Origin of the sequence: Levilactobacillus namurensis, assembly GCF_032197885.1 — a bacterium.
Taxonomy (GTDB): domain Bacteria; phylum Bacillota; class Bacilli; order Lactobacillales; family Lactobacillaceae; genus Levilactobacillus; species Levilactobacillus namurensis_A.
Window position 1 is genome coordinate 2,098,026 of the sequence record NZ_CP134159.1, and the last position, 18,961, is coordinate 2,116,986.

An 18,961-nucleotide genomic window follows, 5' to 3' on the forward strand; every position below is an offset into this window, starting at 1 on the left:
ACGCATGACAAGGGAGTGCTGAATATGGCAACAATGAACAGCGATGGCAATTACCAAGCCATCAACTGGAATCAAGTTTCTGACGAAATCGATAAGGCGACCTGGGAAAAGCTGACCGAGCAATTCTGGTTGGACACCCGGATCCCCGTCTCCAACGACTTAGACGATTGGCGGACCCTAGATACCGACCATAAATGGGTGGTCGGCCACGTCTTCGGGGGGTTGACCCTCCTGGACACCCTCCAGTCTCAAGACGGCATGGCCGCGTTACGGCGGGACGTCAAGACCCAACACGAAACGGCCGTCCTCAACAACATTCAATTCATGGAATCCGTCCACGCTAAGAGCTACTCGACCATCTTCTCGACGCTCAACACGCCAGACGAAATCGACGAGATCTTTAAGTGGAGTGACTCCGAAGAGTTCTTACAGAACAAGACTAAGCGGATCTACACCCTGTACCACGATGACGAACATCCCCTGAAGAAGAAGATCTCCAGTGTCTTTCTGGAAACCTTCCTGTTCTACAGCGGCTTCTTCACCCCACTGTATTACTTGGGGCACAACAAGCTCGCCAACGTGGCCGAAATCATCAAGTTGATCCTGCGGGACGAATCCGTCCACGGCACCTACATCGGCTACAAGTTCCAGCTGGGGATGAAGGAACTCGGTGAAAACGAGCAGCAGGAGCTCAAAGACTGGATGTACGACTTCCTGTACAACCTCTACGACAACGAAGAGAAGTACACCCACTTGATGTACGACCAAGTGGGCTGGACCGATGAAGTCCTGACGTTCATCCGCTACAACGCCAACAAGGCTTTGATGAACTTGGGACAGGACCCCCTGTTCCCCGACACCGCTGAGGACGTTAACCCCATCGTGATGAACGGGATCTCGACGTCAACGGCCAACCACGACTTCTTCTCACAGGTCGGTAACGGCTACCTGTTAGGAAACGTGGAAGCCATGAACGACAGTGATTACCAGATTGGCGAACCCGCTGACCCGGAAGACCCGAACCACGACAAGTAAATTCAAAATGACTTTAAAACGACGCCTATTCAGAAATAGGCGTCGTTTTTTGTTCCCAATTTACGCTGTTTTTGCATCGGCCAAGTCATTGATTCCCCATAACCGTTAAGGACCTGTTACGCTAAACTTAACTAAAAAGAGTGCCCAATTTTTTCAGAAAGAAGGTCATGCCATGCCAGCCCCTCTATGGACCGGGGACACCGCCCTGTGGCTATTAATGATCACGTTACTCTGCGCGCCCCTCATCACCCGAATTTACCAAAATCGCCGCATTGTTGGCGTCCTGAATAACGTCTGGGTCAATCAAGCCTGGATCATCGTTGGGACGCCATTATTGGTGCACCTTGGCCTGGGCTGGCCCCTAGAATCCAGCGTTTTTTGGCTGCTCAGTATTCTACTCATCAGTGGTCTGTCCGCTTGGCTGTGGACCTCAGCCCGCTGATTGCGTGACCCAGAATGGATGCCAAGTTCAGTGTTAGGGGTCTCTTGCTTGCGGTATAATGGGACCATCTTATGCTTTTCAGGGGGTTCTACCATGCCAACAATCAAAAATGTCTGTGTCTTCTGCGGGTCTAATCACGGCTTAGACCCGGCCTTTAAGCAACAAACCGTGGCGTTAGGCCAGTACCTAGCGGCCCATCACCATCCCGTGGTCTACGGTGGCGGAAAGGAAGGGTTAATGGGCACCATCGCCGAATCAACCCTGGCCGCCGGCGGTGAAGTCATCGGCATCATCCCCACCTTTCTCCAAGAGATGGGCCTTGCCAAGATGGATGTGACACGCCTAATTCAAACCAGCACGATGGACGAACGTAAGGACGAAATGTTGCGCCAAGCTGACGCCTTTATCGTTCTTCCCGGGGGCTTCGGTACCTTCGAAGAGTTCACGACCATGCTGTCCTGGAGCCAACTCAACGTCCACCAGAAACCCATCGCGTTGTTCAACATCAACCATTACTTCGACGACCTGGTGGCCATGATGCAAAAATCCTGTGACGAAGGCTTCGCCCCCCAGGCTAACATGGACCTGTTCCTAGCCGCCGATAATATTCCGGCCATGTTTGCAGGATTCGCGGCCTTCAAGCACCAGTTGCCTTACAAGTACACCAACTAATTAAAGTCATAGTTTAAGGGGGCACCAACGATGGAATCGTCGTTGGTGCCCCCTTTTCAGGCTATTTTATTGTCGGTTCTGCCAGTTAACCTCGTCGACCAACAACCGACTGAGCCACTTGGGTTCTAGCTTGCCCTTGACCGCCGCCCCCGGCCGGTTGATGACCTGCATCAGTTGTAACATGGTGAAGATCAACGACTCACGCCGGCGGTAAGCCAGGTACTTCGGTTGCCATTCCGTGACGTACTTTTCCTTATACGCTCGGAGCCCCTGGAAACTATAGAAGGTTGACCCGTACTGGTAGATCAAGTGGGCCAGCCGTTCTTCGATAAAGCTGAATTCCGAGACCCCCACGTTCGCTAAGGGTGCCATCCCCAGGTTAAAGCTGGTATACCCCTGTTGCTGGCAAGTCTGGAACAAGTAGACGAACAGGCCGTCCATCATCCCCGAAGGTGCCGCCTGACTACTTCGCATCAGGTCGATCGATGTCATCTGGTGGTTTCCCGTCGGCATCAGGTTCGCGAAGGCCACCATCTGCCCCTTCGCATCCGTCATCACCGCAATGGGCGCCTCGTCCAGATACTCCCGGTCAAAGAAGCCCATCGAGAAACTCTTTTCGGTCTCATCTCCCAACCAGGAATCCGAGATTGCTTGTAAGTCGCGATACTGCTGGTCACTCAACGGCGGTTGGAGGATCTCGAAATGGTAGTTCTCCCGGTTAAACTTATTGACCAGGGCCCGTTCACCACGCCGTGCCTTACCAGCCAGCGTGAACTGCGTGAGGTCCACGTGTCCTTCCTCACCGACCTTGATGAAGTCGAAGCCCATCTCATGTAACCGGAAGGTCAACTCTTCGCTAATCTCATAGAAGACCAGGCGTAATCCCGCCTGATCTGCGGTCCGCATAAACTCCTGCAACGCTGGCAACAAGTCCGCCTGCTGGCCGATGGGTTCCCCCATGACCAGGAGCTTATCAGCCTTTTGGCGGAACAGGAAGAGTAGACGGTCTTCGCCATCGACCTGGTAGAAGTAGGTCTGCTTATCCCGCAAGAAGGCTAGATGACTGACTTCGTTACCCCCAAAGCGTTGGATTAACCGCCGTACTCGTTCGGCGTCAAACGGCTGTTGGAGCCACGGCGCCTGGGTCGCTGAGAGGAAGCGGTTGATGGTCAACAGGATCACCAAGGCAATCAAGAGGCCTCCTAGGCCGTTTAACCAGACCTGCGTCGACGCTGGTAACCAAGCCTGTAACAGGTGGAAGAAGCGGTGCTTGCCCCCCTGAAACGCGTACAGCCCCAAAACGGTGTACAGCAGAAAGGTCCCGACGTAGATACTGCCATCGACCAGCAAGCCGCCCCAAGAGTAGTGAAAACTCTGCCGGGACAGTTCGGGCTTGGCCAGAACCAAGCAGACCAGGACTAGGCCCAGAAGAACGGCTAGGCCAACCGGGAAATTCTCGCGCCATAGGGTATAGCCGATGGCGAGGACCAGCACCACGAAAGTCGGCCAGAACGCCCGGGAGACTCGCGCTCCGATGCCCCGCGCCAACCCAATCAGTAAGAATGCCATGACTAGGTTAGAGACCTGACTCAAGAAGTAGAACATGTACGGCACTAAACGCATGTATAACTGATTCGATAACACCACGTCCGGGATCGTCGCATAGAGCAACATCATGACGCCCGAGAAGTACATGAACGTGGTCACGAAGAGCAACGCACCCCGGCGCAAAATCGCTACGGGCAGGCCGGCTAGGTACCGGTTCAACCGGTGACCTGCGTCGTGAACGAACAAGCCGACCCCCACGCCGAACGGGAGAATGTAATAGAACAGCCGGTACAACAAGAGCCACCCGGCGGCGTCCGAACGGCTAACACCCAGTAGGCCCAAGCCAAAGATCATGAACACGTCAAAGGACCCCAAGCCTCCGGGAATCATCGAGATGACCCCGGCAACCGATGCCACCACGAACATGGGAAAGACCGCCGCAAAGTCTAACGGCAACTCCAGTGTCCACCCAATCAGGAGGAAGAAGAGCGCACAGCTCCCCCACTCCAGCGTTGACCCCAGAATCAGTCGTAATTCCCGCGACCAGGTCAGGTCACTGAAGAAGGCACTATCGTTGACCCGGGTGAAGATAAAGAGCCCCGGAAAGTACAGGCCGCCCCCTAAGAGCCAGAACCAGTAGCCTTGATAGACCGTTCCTACTTGGAAGCCAAACATCATAATCAACGCGACCCAGCAGGCAATCGATAACCCGGCCAATAGGAACAACGCAATTTTTGAAATCGCATAAACCACTTGTTTTTTAGTCGCCGACTGGGCATAAAAGTTTGCCCGAAGACTCGCGCCCAGCAAGCCCCCCATGCCGGCTAAATTCGTGAACGTGTTGGTGACCCAACCGCTCCGAAAGATGTACCCCTTGGAAAAGTGTCCCGGTAAAAATTCCACAATCGTAAAGTCGTAGACCATCATAGGCAGGACCGCAATAAAGCCGACCACCGCCAAGAGCACGATCATCATTGGGTTGAGCGCACTCAACGCCGACCGAACCTGTTCCCCACTAATCTCATGGCCAATCCGGCCAAGTTCCCGAATCACCAACAAGAGCACCGACAATAAGAAGACACCCTTGATCAAGGTAAGGCGTTTTTGCACCCACGCCATTAGTCGTTGCCACACGTTTGCCACCCCCACAGCAATTTCCCCCTTTATTATGTCCAGTCGCGGGGGAAAAGACAACGGTCCTTCTCGATTGATCGACCGTTGGTTCCGCCACTTTCTAGACGTTGGTTTAAGTATACCAAAAACTCCCCGCAACCTTAGCCGGGAACGCGGGGATTAAGGGTTATTTTAAGGAACTATGCCGCGCGACGCGTTTTTGAAGGTCCAGCCACCCCACTCTTGCGTTCTCAACGGAAAACTGGTCAAAAAAAACAGCCCGACCACGAGGGCCGAGCTGTTTATGATTATAGGTTGAAGATGATTACTTAAGCGTAACCACACCACCAACGGCTTCAAGCTTTTCCTTGATGTCGTTAGCTTCGTCTTCAGAAACGCCTTCCTTGATGACAGATGGTACGTTGTCAACAAGACCCTTAGCGTCCTTCAAACCAAGGCCAGTGATTTCACGAACAGCCTTGATAGCCTTAACCTTAGCGTCACCGGATTCAGTCAATTCAACATCGAATGAGTCCTTGGCAGCAGCGTCGCCACCAGCAGCGCCGGCAGCTGCAACTGGAGCAGCAGCAGAAACGCCAAATTCGTCTTCGATAGCCTTAACAAGGTCGTTAAGGTCAGTAATGGATGCTTCTTTAAGAGAAGCAATGATAGCATCTTTATCAAAAGCCATGTTAGTTTCCTCCAAAATTGGGTTTATAGTTTTTATATCATGGATAAGACAGGTCGCTTATGCAGCTTCCCCATCATCGCCCTTTTCAGCAACGGCCTTAATTGCGTAAGCCACGTTACGGATAGGAGCTTGAAGTTCGCTAGCCAGCATGGAGAGCAGGTCTTCACGACTAGGCAAGGTAGCGTAAACGTTGATCTCATCGACTGGCATAATCTTGCCTTCGATGTAACCACCCTTGATTTCCAAGGCATCGACACTATCAGCAAACTTCTTCAAAATCTTAGCTGGGGCAATTGGATCTTCGTTAGAAAAGGCAACGGCCGTAGGTCCAGCAAAGACATCGTTTAAGTCGGCGTAACCAGCCTTTTCAGCAGCCCGAGTCAGCACCTTGTTCTTGATGACGCTCATTTGAACGCCAGCATCCCGTAATTGCTTACGTAAGTCGGTAACTTGAGCAACCGTCAGACCACGGTAGTCGACTACGATTGCGCTGGTGGCGTTGTTGAATTGTTCAACGACGGCATCAACTTTTTTCGCTTTGATTGCAATAGCTTCTTCACTCACATTGTTCACCTCCCTGATTAGATTGGTGGGATAAAAAAATCCCTATGCCACCAAGACATAGAGAGTCAAAAGTTCATGATAAACTTCTTCCTCGGCAGGAAATTAAGACCAATAGGCCACCTGAGTCTTAGGTAGATTACTAATATAACTTTATTAGGATACCGTACTCACCGACAAAAGTCAATGGACGGCTAGGGATTTTTTTATTTAGTGGTTGGCTAATTACTTAGCAGCAACCAACGTTGACAAGTCAACATCGACGCTAGGGCCGAACGTTGAGGCGATGGAAACGTGTTGAACGTAAGTCCCACGTACAGACGCTGGACGTGCACGGACAATCGTTTCAGCAATAGCCTTCAAGTTGCCGGCTAACTTATCAGCATCGAAGGAAACCTTGCCGACAGGAACAGCCACGTTACCATCCCGGTCAGTCCGGTAAGTAACTTGCCCGTTCTTAGCGTCGGAAACGGCCTTGGTGACGTTCATGGTAACCGTCCCCGTCTTAGGGTTAGGCATTAAGCCCTTAGGACCTAAGACCCGACCTAAGCGTCCAACTTGGGCCATCATGTCTGGCGTTGCAATGGCAACGTCAAAGTCCATCCAGCCGTCTTGGATCCGTTCAACTAAGTCTTGTTCACCGACAACGTCAGCACCGGCAGCTTCTGCGGCCTTAGCTTGGTCACCCTTAGCGAACACGATAACCGTGGTTTCTTTACCAGTCCCATTAGGGAGCACTAAAGCGCCACGTAATTGTTGATCGGCTTGCTTCGTGTCAACGTTAAGCTTGAATGCAATTTCAACCGTTGCATCGAACTTAGCGAAATCAATCTTCTTTACTAAATCAACGGCGTCGTTTAAAGCGTAAACCTTACCGGCTTCCACTTGTTTAACAGCGTCTTGATACTTTTTACCTCGTTTGTGAGCCATGTTTGTGTATTCCTCCTTGCAAATGTGGTTGTAACGGATAAACCTCCCACTTGACACATTTCATTTTCGTGAAGTGTCCGACTATCCGAAAACTGAGCTTAACCTTCGACCGTGAAGCCCATGCTCCGGGCAGTACCTTCAATCATGCGCATAGCTGCTTCAACGTCAGCTGCGTTTAGATCTTGCATTTTAGTTTCAGCGATTTGCTTAACTTGATCCTTGGTTACAGTTGCAACCTTGTTCGTGTTAGGTTCGCCAGAACCATGTTCAACACCAGCGGCCTTCTTCAACAGCGTTGCTGCTGGTGGGGTCTTGGTGATGAAATCAAAGGAACGATCTTCATAGACGCTGATCACAACAGGAATGATCATACCAGCTTGGTCAGCGGTACGAGCGTTGAATTCCTTGGTGAAGCCCATGATGTTGATCCCTGCTTGACCCAGTGCTGGTCCAACTGGGGGAGCTGGGGTTGCTTTGCCTGCAGGAATCTGCAATTTAACTACGTTAGCTACTTTTTTAGCCACGAGACAATACCTCCTTAAGTCCGTGTGTGGTAAGTGAAGCATGCAATTTGCTTCTCCCACGTTTAACAGAATGTGTATCTTATGATACGCATACTTGAAGAGTTTACCACACTTCATACCTTCCGACAAGTTCTAATTTATCAAGGCTAGGCCTGATCGTACTTACACCATAACCAGTAGTACTGCCCGTTGCCCGCGGCCAACCCCAACCATATCAAGAACTCAATCGTTCGGCCGAACGCATACACTGAAAGTTGTCGCGCCATCAGTACCGAAACCAATAGCAACAGAACCTCGACAAAGACAATACCACTGGTCAGCATGGCCGAATGGACCTTCAACGCGATCTCCTTTTCCCGCTCATCGGATACCCAGTACATTCCCCGAAACGTCTTGATGTTCAGCCGCTGGCGCGCATACCACAAGAACCACCCGATTCCCCCGAACAACCCTATCGCTAGTGCGGCCAGCAACGGCGTCTCAATGCCCGATTGGGGAACCCAAAACGCCCCCATCAACACCAACAATTCAACGTTGTTGGTCCAAAACGTGAACCGTAAAATACGTTTTGCCCGACTCATTTCGTATCCTCCCCCTGTGTGAACAATTCATCAACCGTGGTCCCCAAGACTGCCGCCAACTTAAAAGCCAACGACAACGACGGATCATACTTATCGTTTTCGATTGCATTAATCGTTTGCCGTGTAACTGCTGTCAACTGCGCCAGTGCCGCTTGCGATAGCTGACGCTGCTTACGTCGAACTGCAATCTGATTCCGCAAGTCCCTCACTTCCTAGTGTCAAATATCTTTTACAAAATAAGTAAAACATGTTTGACATTGGTCTGCAAGGCCGTCCACAAAATTTCGGCTAAAATCGCCCCGAAACGCAAAAAACGGAAAGTTCCTTTTCAAAAAATGAAAGGAACTTTCCGTTTAACCGTTAACTTTAAACCACTGGGTCGACTTGGTCGAAGTTCAATTCGGTACTGGTTTCCCGACCGAACATATCGATGTTGACCTTGAGCTTCATCTTTTCGTTGTCCACTTCGGTAATCTTACCGACTAAGCCACTGAAGGCACCGTCGACAATCGTCACGGAGTCGCCTGGCGCTACGTCCAGGTCAGCGTGCCGTGCGGACATCCCGATGGTCCGCAGAATGGATTCAACTTCCTCTGGCAATAATGGCGTTGGCTTACTCCCTTGCCCGTGAGAGCCCAAGAAGCCCGTCACACCTGGCGTGTTCCGCACGATAAACCAAGCTTGGTCACTCATCACCATTTCGACCAAGACGTAGCCGGGGAAGGTCTTTTCCATCGTGACCTTTTCCTTACCGTTCTTGACTTCGTGTTCCTCTTCTTCAGGAACCACGATCCGGAAGATGTTGTCTTGCATACCCATGGATTCTTGCCGCGATTCCAAGTTCGCCTTAACCTTGTTTTCGTACCCCGCATAGGTGTGCAGAACGTACCATTGCTTTTCTGCTGATTCAACCATCGTTGGTGCCACTCCTTTTTGATTTGTCTAATTTCTGTGCAAAATAAAAAAACTTCGTGTACACGAAGTTCCCGTTAGCTACAATATAGCATATTTAGTCGGGTTTGACCACCGACAATTCCTTAGGCGACGAACTTTAAGCCAAACTGGACGATCCAGTCCACGATGGCGAAGAAAATTGCGAAGAGCACAGAAATGCCCACAACCGTTCCCGTATCGTGCCGGGTCTGCTTCGCGCCTGGCCAAGAAACTTGTTTCATTTCTTGAATGACCGCTTTAAAAAATCGGAATAACCGCATGGTGTTGCCTCCCTCAAAATGTGTGTCGATTCGAAGCGCTACTACCGGGTCTCCCGGTGCAGCGTGTATTTACCGCAATGCTTACAAAACTTTTTGACTTCAAGTCGTGTCGTGCGTGTCGCACTTGCTGCGATGGTGTAATTCCGGGACCCGCAAACTGAGCAGGCCAGAGCGATTTTACGTTGAGCCATCCTGCCACCACCTTTAATTAAATCCAGTTAACTCATACTGTAGTAGCTTACCATCATCTGCGCGGTGCGTCAATCATTCACCTAAGAGTCGACGGAGCTTCTGGCGGCCCCGGTGCATCGCTGCCGAGACCCGGGTCATCGATAACCCCTCCTGTTGTCTGATGGCTTGCGGTGTTAGACCGCCCAATAAGCCCCGGAAGACAACTTGTTCCGTAGGCGACAATCCCGGTAATACGCGACCCACAGCCTCTTGCGCCTCCAACTGGGTCCCCAACTGTACCCGGGTGTCGTGGAGAGTCTCCGCAAAGTAAGTGCGGTTGGCTTCTAAGGAGATGGTGGTTGCTCGCCGCTTCTGGGCCTGCGAATAGCGGATCAGGTCAAAGACCCGGTGCGTCAGATTTAACCGGTAAAAGGCTCCAAAATTGCACGAGCGGTGTTGCTGAAACTTTTGGGCCGCCCCGTGTAAGACCAATAGCCCCTCCTGTTCCCAGTCATCCCCGTCATGCCCCGGAATATAATAAACCCGTTGAAGCTTGGTGAGGACGGGACGGTAACGGTTGAACAAGAGACGAAGTGCCGGTGAGTTGGGATCCCGTTGAATCGTGGCAATTAACTGGTCATCATTAAACGTGGTCATAAAAAAGCCTCCTAGCTAAACTGAATATTCTCAGTTTAGCTAGGAGGCTCCGGGAAATGAAGCGAACGAACGTTTTACCGTCGTTTCTTCTTCGACTTTGATCGCCCAATCGATTCTGGTTGGTCCATCAATTGATCCCGTAATTTTTCCAGTTTATAGAGTTGCTGATCGTTCCAGGGGGACTTACGCACCAGACCGCGGTCCGCAAATTCACGGGCCGTCTGGTTGACCTCGTTCTTGGCCCGTTCAATGTCCCGTAACAGTTCCCCCGCCGGAATCCGCAGCGCGCCTTCCGAGAAGATGGTCCATTGCTCGGCCTGGTCACTGGTCGCGACCGTAACCTGGGTGAAGCGGGTCTGAAGTTCCTTGGCCAGCTTTTCGATATAGCTGTCGGCCGTCTCATCCCGGTTGGTCCAGATGACCTGTAGATCATACTGCTTATAACTCTTCGAGATGCCGGGCACGTACATGGCATCGAAGACCACGTAAATCTCCGCATCCCGTAACTTATGATAATTAGCCAGCATGTTGAGCAACTGGTCGCGCGCCTCCGGTAACCGATCATTTAGCTTTAGCCGGTTGAGTTCAGGCCAGTTGCCGATCATGTTGTACGCATCGACAATTAGAATATCTTTTTTAATTTCCCTCGCCCATTTCTGCTAAAAGCTTAGTGTTGTACCGGGTGCCGCGAGTTAAAGCCTTGGTACATCAAGAGTCCCGCCGCCACACTGGCGTTCAGACTTTGGACCGTGCCGACCATCGGGATGGTCAACGTCTGGTCGACCGTTTCCTTCAGCAAGCGCGAAATGCCCTTACCTTCGTTCCCGATGATCAGACCCACGGCGCCCTTGGCGTTCCAGTCTCGGTAATCGGTCCCGGCCATGTCGGTCCCAAAGATCCACATGCCCCGCTTCTTCAAGTCATTGACCGTGTTGACCAAGTTGGTCACCCGGGCTACGGGCACCGTTTCGATGGCGCCCGTAGAGGTCTTAGCAACCGTGGAGGTCAAGCCGACCGCGCGGCGCTTGGGGATAATCACACCGTGCACGCCACTGGCATCCGCCGTCCGTAAGATGGACCCCAGATTATGGGGGTCCTCGACGTTATCCAGGATCAAGAAGAAGGGTTCCTCGCCCTTCTTCTGGGCGTTGGCGTAGAGGTCATCGATACTGGCGTAGTCAAAGGCTGCAACCCCTAAGGCGACCCCTTGGTGGTTCTGGTGGTCCGTCAACTGGTCCAGCTTCTGCTTCGGCACTTCGGAGATGACCAGGTGCCGCCGTTGCGCCAGCTGACGAATCTCATCGATGGCTTCCGACTTCAACCCGCTCTGCAAGAAGACCTTGTTGATGGCCTGCTGACTGCGCAGAGCCGCCACGGCTGGGTGGCGCCCAATCACGAAATCAATCTGTTCGCGTTCTTCTGTCATTATTCCGTTCGCCCCGCTTCCACTTGTTGGATGCACCAGTTGCTGAGTTCATCGACCCGATCCTGCCGACCACTGAGGTCGAGGTAGCCCATCAAGGCTTCAAATCCGGTGGAGATCCGGTAGGTCACCACGTCAGTATTCTTGGCATGGGTGTAACTCTTCGCGTTCCGGCCCCGTTTGAAGATGGTCCATTCGTCATCGCTTAGGATGCCATCCTGTTCCATCAAGGCAATCAAGGCTGCTTGCGCCTTAGCCGAAACGTAGTGGGTCGCCGTGCGTTGTAAATGGTTGGGCTTCGCGAGTCCTTCCTTGATCAGGTGCCGCCGAATGATCACTTCGTAGGTGGCATCCCCCAGGTAGGCCAACGCCACCCCGTTAAGTTGCTGATAATCAGTTGCTGTATTTGTCATTAATTTACCTTTCGCCAACGCGTCCCTTGGGGCGTGTCTTCTAGAATAATTCCTTGATTCTTCAATTGTTCCCGAATCTCATCACTACGCTGGAAATTCCGGCCTTGCCGCGCTTGGACCCGTTCCTGGATCAACGCTTCAATGTGGTCGTCATCCAACGCCGTTGCGGCGGTTAATTTTACACCGAAGACGTCCAACAATTCAACCAGTGTCTGGCGCATGAACTCAACGGTCCCCTTGAAGACGACCGGCCGTTCCGCGTAGACGTTGCCTAAACGGGCCAGATCGTAAACCTTCGAGATCCCATTTTGCACGTTGAAATCGTCGTCCATGGCGTCGATGTAATCCGCGACTAATTGGCGTGTTTCCTGTTCCGTCTTGGGGTCGTTGCCGTCTTCGGCGTCCTTGAGCCGATAGCCCATGTTGTCGTACGCCGTCTGTAGCCGTTCCAAGTTCCGGGCTGCGGTGTCCATGTTGGTCTGCGTGTACTGAATCGGCCGCCGGTACTGGGTGGTCGCCATGAAGAAGCGCAACGTCTGTGGGTTGACCTTCTGAATCAGGTCGTGGACCGTCACAAAGTTCCCCAAGGACTTACTCATCTTCTGGTTCTCATCGCCAACCGTGACGAACCCGTTGTGCAGCCAGTAATGCACGAACGGCTTGCCCGTTTCCGCCTCACTCTGCGCGATCTCATTCTCATGATGCGGAAAGGCTAAGTCCTCGCCCCCACCATGGATGTCGAAGGTGTCTCCCAGGTAGTGGGTCGACATCACGGAACACTCGATGTGCCAGCCCGGCCGACCCGCGCCCCAAGGCGAAGGCCAAGAGATTTCGCCCGGCTTAGCACCCTTCCACAGCGCAAAGTCGATTGGATCTTCCTTGCGCGCCGTCTCTTCATCGTTGGTGTGTTGGGAAGCCCCTTCTTCGAGTTCCGCAATGTTCTGATGTGACAACTTCCCATAGTCCGCAAATTTGTGGGCCCGGTAATAGACGTCCCCGGCGACCGGGTAAGCGTAGCCCTTGGTGATCAAGGTTTCAATGAAGCTAATAATCTCTGGAATAAAATTCGTGGCGCGTGGATTGGCCGTAGCGGGTTGAATGTTTAACGCCGCGGTATCTTCCTTGTACGCCTTGATGAACTTATCCCCCAATTGGGGCACGGTAATGCCTTCCTTGTGGGCCTCGTTGATCATCTTGTCATCGACGTCCGTAAAGTTGGAGACGTACTTCACTTGGTATCCCCGGTATTCAAAATACCGCCGAATGGTATCAAAGGCGATTGCACTGCGGGCGTTCCCAATGTGGATGTAATTGTAAACGGTCGGGCCACACACGTACATGTTGACCACCCCTGGTGTGATGGGTTCAAATGTTTCTTTCTGACGTGTCATGGTATTAAAAACTTTGAGCATCCCGAGGCTCCTTTCACGTTTCTCATCAATATTAGTTCCATTGTAGCATAACCACCCCGAAACCTAGAAACTGAAAGTGGCGGAACTCACCGCGCTGACGGTTTCTTTACAAAATCATTGAAAAGGTTGACCGTTACGCCCAACTGGAAACTGGTCTTCGGTCGACCACCGTTCCGTTAAAATCCCAAGGGTCCCGGAAAACCACCGCGCTGAATCGACTTTAATTCCCGCTGAAACTGGTCCACGTAGGCGCGCAACGAGGCCGCGTCAACTTCCAGGTTCCCCGCCTGGTGACTCGCCGTGACCCGACCATCCTCAATTAACCGCTGCAGACTAGCCGGCGTATGCTTCATCCCATTTTGCTGTAAAAACCGTAACGCTGCTTGCTGATCCATCTGCCATCCTCCTCTGAAATTCAAAGCTCTGTTTAGCTGATACACTGATCGTACCATCCGCCTTACCGGGCGTCCAGACAGGGCTGGAACGCCGTGGGCGCAACTTCGAGCCAAAGAGCGGTCTCGAAGGTTGACCTTATTCTAAGCTGGCTGAGAAACGCCAACTAAGAATAATTTCATGGCTGAGCCCTGTCTGGACGCCCTCACGGCTCACAATAGTGGCATACATTAGCTATCAATCAGGTGAAATACTAACGTGAGGCCCCGGTAGCCGATAGGGCTCAGCCGGTGACATTGGCGTTGGCTGAGGGGGCTTCTCAGCCTAGGCCAAGGCCGAGTTTCAAGACTCACGGGTTGGGTGAGGCTTGAAATCGTGCCCACGGGCGTCACGGCCCTAGCGGCTGCCGGGGCCGGACTGACAACGCGGCTATTCATTTTCCCAAACAGGTAAAAATCATACAAAAAATGTTACGACTCGCCCGAAGGCTAGCCGTAACATTTTTAGGTTCTACAATATCTGTTGTTGGTAATAGATTTTTATCTATTACTGATGACAGATTTTTTGTTTATCATTAGAATAAAAAAGCGGACATCTCCCGTCCGTTAACTTGCTCCCACCACAGAATTAAGTCAAGAAAGGAAATGCCCTATGTCAAATGATACTACGAAAATGTTGTTAGGAATAGATGATGAACACTTAATAATTGAGGAAGGACAAGTGGGTGATGATGGAGTGATTCGATTGGTGGGGTCCCTAAACTACACCCCCAAGGCATGCCGCAATTGTGGGATTATCAATGATCACCAAATTATTGGCTATGGTTGGCGGAAGACCACCATTAGATTCGCAAAAACATTGGGCAGCACCGTTATCCTGTGTCTCAATCGGCGAAACTTTCACTGTAAGGCTTGTCATACCAATTTCCTGGCGCAGACGAATGCGGTGCCGAAACACTGCACGATTTCAAATACGACCCGCAAACAATGCTTAGAAAAACTGACCGAACCGGTTTCGCTCAAACACATTGCCGATGAGTTATCCACTTCGGATTCATTCGTTGGTCGGCAGCTCTTGCGCGCTGAACGGGACTTTCAAACCAACTGGCACTATTTACCAAAAGTTCTCCTCATGGACGAAGTTAAAAGCACTAAGAGCGCCACCGACGCGATGAGCTTTGAATTTATGGATGCGGAAACCCACGAATTGATCGACCTGTTACCCTTTAGGACCATTTATCAGCTTCAAAAGTATTTCCAGCATTACGACCAGGCTGCGCGAGAAAATGTGAAAATTATCGTCACCGATATGAACTATACCTATCCCAAATTGGTGGGGCAGATCTTTCCGAACGCCATCGTTGTCATCGATCCGTTCCACTTGGTTAACGCTTTAAATCGAGCTTTTAATAAGACGCGGGTGCGCCTCATGAAAACCCTGGCGACTTCCTCACGCGAGTATCACGCCCTAAAACGCTATTGGAAACTATTATTAACGCCGGAAAATCACCTCAACTACGAAGCTTTCCGTAAGTGGACAAACTTCCCTTATCCAGCGACTGCCACTGATGTGGTTGATGCTTTATTGGACATTGATCCCGAGCTCAAGCAAACTTACAACGTGATGAATCGGTTACGTGAAACCATCAAAAACCGTGATTGGCCCAACTATAATCAAGTATTCCATCACTTAGAGGGCTGCTCGGAAGAGATGTTGGCAACCCTCCAGACCCTAGCGACTCATCATGATGAAATTGGCAATACCTTTACTCACCATTACACCAACGGGCCCTTAGAAGGTTCAAACAACAAGATTAAAGTCATTAAACGCACTGGATTTGGTTACCGAAACTTCTTCAGATTCCGGCTAAGAGTGCTGTTCGCTTTTCGAGTTCATACAAAAAGAGCTCTAATCACCAAGTGATTAGAACTCCAATATTTTGTTCACCAACAACAGTTGACGAAGAACCCATTTTTAGATTACTTCATTAAGCACCCAGTTGGTCCAAGGTTTCTTGGATGTGCTTCAAAGCCGTTTCCCGACCCACCAATTCGATGGATTCTGGTAATTCTGGCCCGTGCATTTCGTGGGTGACGGCGATCCGAATCGGCATCCAAAGTTGCCGACCCTTGATACCCGTCTGTGCTTGAACCTTCTTGATCACGTGGAAGATTTCTACGGAGTCAAACAGGTCCAACTTGGCAACTTCTTCAGCGAAGGCCTTTAAGACCACTGGCGCCGTTTCGTTGCTGATTTCAGCCAACGCATCGCCCTCGACCTTTTCTGGTTCTTCAAAGAAGACCGAAGCCATGTCGTTGATTTGCGCCATGTAGCTCATTTGCCGCTTGTACAGGTTGATCAACTGACGCGCCCATTCGATTTCGGACGTGCTTGGGTTGGCTGGCAAATTACCGGCCTTGATCAACTGCTTCATGGCTAAGTCCGCGACCGTACTCTCGTCAGCGTCCTTGACGTAACGGTTGTTCAACCATTCCAGCTTATCCATATCGAAAGTGGCTGGCGACTTGCTCAAGCGCGTCTCGTCGTACATCTTGATGAATTGCTTACGCGTGAAGATCTCGTCTTCGCCGACCGGTGACCAGCCCAACAACAGAATGAAGTTGAACATGGCTTCTGGTAAGTAACCCAGATCCCGATATTGTTCGATAAATTGTAAGACAGATTCGTCCCGCTTGGACAACTTCTTACCCGTGTCCTTACTGATGATCAAGCTCATGTGGCCGAACTTAGGTGCTTCCCAACCAAAGGCTTGGTAGATCATCAATTGCTTAGGCGTGTTGGCTACGTGGTCATCGCCCCGGAAGACGTGACTGATTGCCATCTTGTGGTCATCAACCACCACGGCAAAGTTGTAGGTTGGCATCCCGTCACGCTTAGCGATGACGAAGTCCCCACCAATGGTATCGGAGTTGAAGGCCACGTGACCCTTAACCATGTCGTCCCATTCGAAGACTTCATTCTTAGGAACGCGGAACCGGATAACCGGCTTCAAGCCCTTAGCCTTAGCGGCGTCGATAGCGGCTTGCCGTTCTTCATCGGACATGCCGGCATATTCGTATTCGTAATGTGGCATTTCGTTCCGGGCCTTTTGAGCTTCCCGGTCAGCTTGCAGTTCTTCTTCAGTCCGGTAAGATTCGTAAGCCTTACCTTCGTCCATCAGTTGTTGGATCAGGGGCGTGTAAATGTCACGCCGTTCGGATTGCCGGTAAGGACCGTAATCCCCACCAACATCGGGACCTTCGTCCCAATCCAGACCCAGCCACTTCAAGTTGTCCAACTGGCTCCGTTCACCGTCAGCGATGTTCCGCTTAGTATCCGTGTCTTCGATCCGAATAATAAACTTACCTTTGTTGTGGCGGGCAAACAGATAATTGAAAATTGCCGTCCGCGCGTTACCGATGTGCAGATGTCCAGTGGGGCTCGGAGCATAACGAACCCGAATCGCATTTTTAGCCAAATTGGTTGCGCCTCTTTCTCGTTTTTTTGGTTAGCGCCGGGTCTCTCCGGCGTCTAACGACATGTTTTAAGTGTACAATGCCTACCACTAAAAATAAAGGGGTAGACTGGGATTGTTCCGAACTCGCAACTCGTGCCCAATGAAATAGTGGTATTAATCCGGTCCCGCCAGCCGATTGGCAGGGCCGTGACGCCAGTGGGCACGACTTTGAGCTTCGCCAAGAGCGCGAATCTCAAAGCTCGGCCTTAGCCTAAGGCCAGCAAACCACTGGCCTAACGCTAATGTCACCGGCTGGGCCCTATCGGCTGACGGGACCTCACGTTGGTGCACAATACTGCGTGACATAATTGATCATGCTAACGTGAGCCGTGAGGGCGGCCAGCTAGGGCTCAGCAGTGAAATTTGACTTGGACGACGTTTTTCAGTCGGCCTAGTCAAAGGCCCAGCTTCGAGACCGCTCTTTGGCTCGAAGTGGTGCCCACTGCGTTCCAGCCCTAGCTGGCCGCCCGGTAAGGCGGGTGACCTTCACCAGTTCTGAGCCGTTAGTTCTTCCGGTTCTTCTTAGGTTTTTGATCTTCGATGCCCCGGTCGGAATGAACTGGTTTGGCAAAGATCATTCGGCCCGCGTCGGTCTGAATGGCACTGGTGACCACCACGTCAAGTTGCTTGTTAATGAAGTACTTACCGTCTTCGACCACCACCATGGTACCGTCGTCGAGGTAAGCGACCCCCTGCTGCCGTTCCGTCCCGTTCTTAACCACCATCACGTGTAAGTTCTCCCCGGGAATGACCCGTGGCTTCAACGCGTTCGCTAACGAGTTGATGTTTAAGACCTGGACGTTTTGGAACTGGATGACCTTGTTCAAGTTGTAATCGTTGGTGACGATCACCCCACCGTTCTTCTTGGCCAGGGCAATCAACTTACTGTCTACTTCGGGAATATCCTCAAAGTCGCCTTCGTACATCTCAATGGGCATCACGTGTTCATTTTGCAGCTTGTTCAAGATATCCAAGCCCCGTCGGCCCCGGACCCGCTTCACGGAATCACTAGAGTCCGCAATGTACTGTAATTCATACAGGACAAAATTGGGGACCAACAACGTTCCTTCCAAGAACCCCGTCTTCGCTAAATCATAGATACGACCATCGATTAAGATGTTTGTATCTAAAATCTTATAGTGGTGAAAATTCGGTTCAGGTTGCTTATCAATGACCTTCTCACTGGCTTCTTCGGCCGCCTTCTTGCTCCGTGACTGGAACAGCTTACGCCATTCTTCGCCCCGGATCTTGCTCAGACGCGTTCCCAACCGAAAGCCAAAGTACCCCAGCAGAATCATCAAGATCCACGGGATAATCGTACTGATCAGTAAAGATGGCACCCGGAACAGGAATTGCGAGATCAACAGCGCTAACGCCAGGCCCACAATCGTCAACAGACTCCCAAAGATAATCGTCATGGGGTCCTGCTTGTTCAGGTAGCCTTCCACCCGACTGATCAGCCGCAGGAAGCTCTTCGCAAAAATGGCCCCGAGAATGAGAAAAATAATAGCACCAAGCAAAATATTAACAATAACGTTATCAACGAGAAGACTCTTCACTCCAAAGAGGAGCCAAGTCCGTGGTAGGTAAGCTGCGCCTAGCACACCGCCAATGATTGCAAAGATCACTAATACGACTGTTCGTTTATGCATGTTTCTTCACCT

At 51.4% G+C, this 18,961-nt stretch carries 22 protein-coding genes and 1 other annotated feature; of the genes, 4 read left to right on the forward strand and 18 right to left on the reverse strand.

What is annotated here, in order from left to right; translation table 11 throughout:
• Window positions 1-24 precede the first annotated feature (24 nt).
• The 3 genes from nrdF to RIN67_RS10095 all read left to right on the forward strand — a co-directional run bounded on the left by nrdF (window position 25) and on the right by RIN67_RS10095 (window position 2,149).
• Window positions 25-1,035, forward strand: coding sequence for a class 1b ribonucleoside-diphosphate reductase subunit beta (gene nrdF, locus RIN67_RS10085; protein ID WP_371862374.1), 1,011 nt, complete (start codon window positions 25-27; stop codon window positions 1,033-1,035).
• A gap of 172 nt (window positions 1,036-1,207) precedes the next feature.
• Entirely contained in the window at window positions 1,208-1,477 is a 270-nt protein-coding gene (locus tag RIN67_RS10090) for a hypothetical protein (RefSeq protein ID WP_264999673.1), read from the forward strand.
• A gap of 93 nt (window positions 1,478-1,570) precedes the next feature.
• On the forward strand, window positions 1,571-2,149 hold the full coding sequence (locus RIN67_RS10095) for an LOG family protein (RefSeq protein ID WP_264999672.1): 579 nt from the start codon (window positions 1,571-1,573) through the stop codon (window positions 2,147-2,149).
• Between the two features lie 66 nt (window positions 2,150-2,215).
• On the opposite strand, the gene mprF is transcribed toward RIN67_RS10095, so the two are convergent.
• The 16 genes from mprF to RIN67_RS10175 form a co-directional block, all read right to left on the reverse strand.
• Window positions 2,216-4,840: a bifunctional lysylphosphatidylglycerol flippase/synthetase MprF gene (mprF, locus tag RIN67_RS10100; protein ID WP_440341165.1), complete on the reverse strand. Its 2,625-nt coding sequence runs from the start codon at window positions 4,838-4,840 to the stop codon at window positions 2,216-2,218.
• 295 nt (window positions 4,841-5,135) lie between these two features.
• Complete coding sequence (rplL, locus tag RIN67_RS10105) at window positions 5,136-5,501, reverse strand: 50S ribosomal protein L7/L12 (protein ID WP_024747613.1); 366 nt, start codon at window positions 5,499-5,501, stop codon at window positions 5,136-5,138.
• A gap of 57 nt (window positions 5,502-5,558) precedes the next feature.
• Window positions 5,559-6,065: a 50S ribosomal protein L10 gene (gene rplJ / locus RIN67_RS10110; RefSeq protein WP_024747612.1), complete on the reverse strand. Its 507-nt coding sequence runs from the start codon at window positions 6,063-6,065 to the stop codon at window positions 5,559-5,561.
• A gap of 24 nt (window positions 6,066-6,089) precedes the next feature.
• Window positions 6,090-6,215, reverse strand: a sequence feature (ribosomal protein L10 leader region).
• A 72-nt stretch (window positions 6,216-6,287) separates the two neighbouring features.
• Complete coding sequence (gene rplA, locus RIN67_RS10115) at window positions 6,288-6,992, reverse strand: 50S ribosomal protein L1 (RefSeq protein ID WP_024747611.1); 705 nt, start codon at window positions 6,990-6,992, stop codon at window positions 6,288-6,290.
• A gap of 98 nt (window positions 6,993-7,090) precedes the next feature.
• Window positions 7,091-7,516, reverse strand: coding sequence for a 50S ribosomal protein L11 (gene rplK, locus RIN67_RS10120; RefSeq protein ID WP_011667358.1), 426 nt, complete (start codon window positions 7,514-7,516; stop codon window positions 7,091-7,093).
• Between the two features lie 146 nt (window positions 7,517-7,662).
• Entirely contained in the window at window positions 7,663-8,097 is a 435-nt protein-coding gene (locus tag RIN67_RS10125; RefSeq protein WP_264999671.1) for a hypothetical protein, read from the reverse strand.
• Window positions 8,094-8,297 (reverse strand): helix-turn-helix transcriptional regulator, encoded by a 204-nt coding sequence (locus RIN67_RS10130; RefSeq protein WP_024747609.1) that lies wholly within the window; start codon window positions 8,295-8,297, stop codon window positions 8,094-8,096. Before RIN67_RS10130 ends, RIN67_RS10125 begins: the two co-directional genes overlap by 4 nt.
• 166 nt (window positions 8,298-8,463) lie before the next feature.
• A complete protein-coding gene (nusG, locus tag RIN67_RS10135) occupies window positions 8,464-9,012 on the reverse strand; it encodes a transcription termination/antitermination protein NusG (RefSeq protein WP_024747608.1) in 549 nt (182 codons plus the stop codon).
• Window positions 9,013-9,134: 122 nt separating this feature from the next.
• Window positions 9,135-9,311, reverse strand: a complete 177-nt coding sequence (gene secE / locus RIN67_RS10140; protein ID WP_024747607.1) for a preprotein translocase subunit SecE — start codon at window positions 9,309-9,311, stop codon at window positions 9,135-9,137.
• Window positions 9,312-9,352: 41 nt separating this feature from the next.
• Entirely contained in the window at window positions 9,353-9,502 is a 150-nt protein-coding gene (gene rpmG, locus RIN67_RS10145) for a 50S ribosomal protein L33 (RefSeq protein ID WP_081721520.1), read from the reverse strand.
• 73 nt (window positions 9,503-9,575) lie between these two features.
• A complete protein-coding gene (locus tag RIN67_RS10150) occupies window positions 9,576-10,139 on the reverse strand; it encodes a sigma-70 family RNA polymerase sigma factor (RefSeq protein WP_264999670.1) in 564 nt (187 codons plus the stop codon).
• 74 nt (window positions 10,140-10,213) lie between these two features.
• Window positions 10,214-10,780: an NYN domain-containing protein gene (locus RIN67_RS10155; protein ID WP_024747605.1), complete on the reverse strand. Its 567-nt coding sequence runs from the start codon at window positions 10,778-10,780 to the stop codon at window positions 10,214-10,216.
• Between the two features lie 26 nt (window positions 10,781-10,806).
• Complete coding sequence (gene rlmB / locus RIN67_RS10160) at window positions 10,807-11,565, reverse strand: 23S rRNA (guanosine(2251)-2'-O)-methyltransferase RlmB (RefSeq protein WP_024747604.1); 759 nt, start codon at window positions 11,563-11,565, stop codon at window positions 10,807-10,809.
• Window positions 11,565-11,975 carry a Mini-ribonuclease 3 gene (locus RIN67_RS10165; protein WP_024747603.1) on the reverse strand — a complete coding sequence of 137 codons (411 nt, stop codon included), beginning with the start codon at window positions 11,973-11,975 and terminating at the stop codon, window positions 11,565-11,567. The genes rlmB and RIN67_RS10165 overlap by 1 nt, the downstream gene beginning before the upstream one ends.
• The gene (gene cysS / locus RIN67_RS10170) at window positions 11,975-13,387 is read right to left on the reverse strand and encodes a cysteine--tRNA ligase (protein ID WP_313825887.1); all 1,413 of its coding nucleotides are present in this window, start codon (window positions 13,385-13,387) and stop codon (window positions 11,975-11,977) included. The genes RIN67_RS10165 and cysS overlap by 1 nt, the downstream gene beginning before the upstream one ends.
• A 176-nt stretch (window positions 13,388-13,563) precedes the next feature.
• Window positions 13,564-13,782 carry a hypothetical protein gene (locus RIN67_RS10175; protein ID WP_107739982.1) on the reverse strand — a complete coding sequence of 73 codons (219 nt, stop codon included), beginning with the start codon at window positions 13,780-13,782 and terminating at the stop codon, window positions 13,564-13,566.
• A gap of 649 nt (window positions 13,783-14,431) precedes the next feature.
• On the opposite strand from RIN67_RS10175, the gene RIN67_RS10180 reads away from it, so the two are divergent.
• A complete protein-coding gene (locus RIN67_RS10180; RefSeq protein WP_035181568.1) occupies window positions 14,432-15,703 on the forward strand; it encodes an ISL3 family transposase in 1,272 nt (423 codons plus the stop codon).
• Between the two features lie 64 nt (window positions 15,704-15,767).
• Here the strand turns inward: RIN67_RS10180 and gltX are convergent, their stop codons facing one another.
• A complete protein-coding gene (gene gltX / locus RIN67_RS10185) occupies window positions 15,768-17,258 on the reverse strand; it encodes a glutamate--tRNA ligase (RefSeq protein ID WP_056944152.1) in 1,491 nt (496 codons plus the stop codon).
• A 542-nt stretch (window positions 17,259-17,800) separates the two neighbouring features.
• Window positions 17,801-18,949 carry a PIN/TRAM domain-containing protein gene (locus RIN67_RS10190; RefSeq protein WP_024747599.1) on the reverse strand — a complete coding sequence of 383 codons (1,149 nt, stop codon included), beginning with the start codon at window positions 18,947-18,949 and terminating at the stop codon, window positions 17,801-17,803.
• Window positions 18,950-18,961: the final 12 nt, after the last annotated feature.

Excerpts from the sequence above, each read along its gene's own strand:
- nrdF (WP_371862374.1), top strand. The coding sequence starts at position 25 with ATGGCAACAATGAACAGCGATGGCAATTACCAAGCCATCAACTGGAAT.
- RIN67_RS10090 (WP_264999673.1), top strand. The coding sequence starts at position 1,208 with ATGCCAGCCCCTCTATGGACCGGGGACACCGCCCTGTGGCTATTAATG.
- RIN67_RS10095 (WP_264999672.1), top strand. The coding sequence starts at position 1,571 with ATGCCAACAATCAAAAATGTCTGTGTCTTCTGCGGGTCTAATCACGGC.
- rplL (WP_024747613.1), bottom strand. The coding sequence starts at position 5,501 with ATGGCTTTTGATAAAGATGCTATCATTGCTTCTCTTAAAGAAGCATCC.
- rplA (WP_024747611.1), bottom strand. The coding sequence starts at position 6,992 with ATGGCTCACAAACGAGGTAAAAAGTATCAAGACGCTGTTAAACAAGTG.
- RIN67_RS10125 (WP_264999671.1), bottom strand. The coding sequence starts at position 8,097 with ATGAGTCGGGCAAAACGTATTTTACGGTTCACGTTTTGGACCAACAAC.
- nusG (WP_024747608.1), bottom strand. The coding sequence starts at position 9,012 with ATGGTTGAATCAGCAGAAAAGCAATGGTACGTTCTGCACACCTATGCG.
- secE (WP_024747607.1), bottom strand. The coding sequence starts at position 9,311 with ATGCGGTTATTCCGATTTTTTAAAGCGGTCATTCAAGAAATGAAACAA.
- rpmG (WP_081721520.1), bottom strand. The coding sequence starts at position 9,502 with ATGGCTCAACGTAAAATCGCTCTGGCCTGCTCAGTTTGCGGGTCCCGG.
- RIN67_RS10150 (WP_264999670.1), bottom strand. The coding sequence starts at position 10,139 with ATGACCACGTTTAATGATGACCAGTTAATTGCCACGATTCAACGGGAT.
- rlmB (WP_024747604.1), bottom strand. The coding sequence starts at position 11,565 with ATGACAGAAGAACGCGAACAGATTGATTTCGTGATTGGGCGCCACCCA.
- RIN67_RS10165 (WP_024747603.1), bottom strand. The coding sequence starts at position 11,975 with ATGACAAATACAGCAACTGATTATCAGCAACTTAACGGGGTGGCGTTG.
- cysS (WP_313825887.1), bottom strand. The coding sequence starts at position 13,387 with ATGCTCAAAGTTTTTAATACCATGACACGTCAGAAAGAAACATTTGAA.
- RIN67_RS10175 (WP_107739982.1), bottom strand. The coding sequence starts at position 13,782 with ATGGATCAGCAAGCAGCGTTACGGTTTTTACAGCAAAATGGGATGAAG.
- RIN67_RS10180 (WP_035181568.1), top strand. The coding sequence starts at position 14,432 with ATGTCAAATGATACTACGAAAATGTTGTTAGGAATAGATGATGAACAC.
- RIN67_RS10190 (WP_024747599.1), bottom strand. The coding sequence starts at position 18,949 with ATGCATAAACGAACAGTCGTATTAGTGATCTTTGCAATCATTGGCGGT.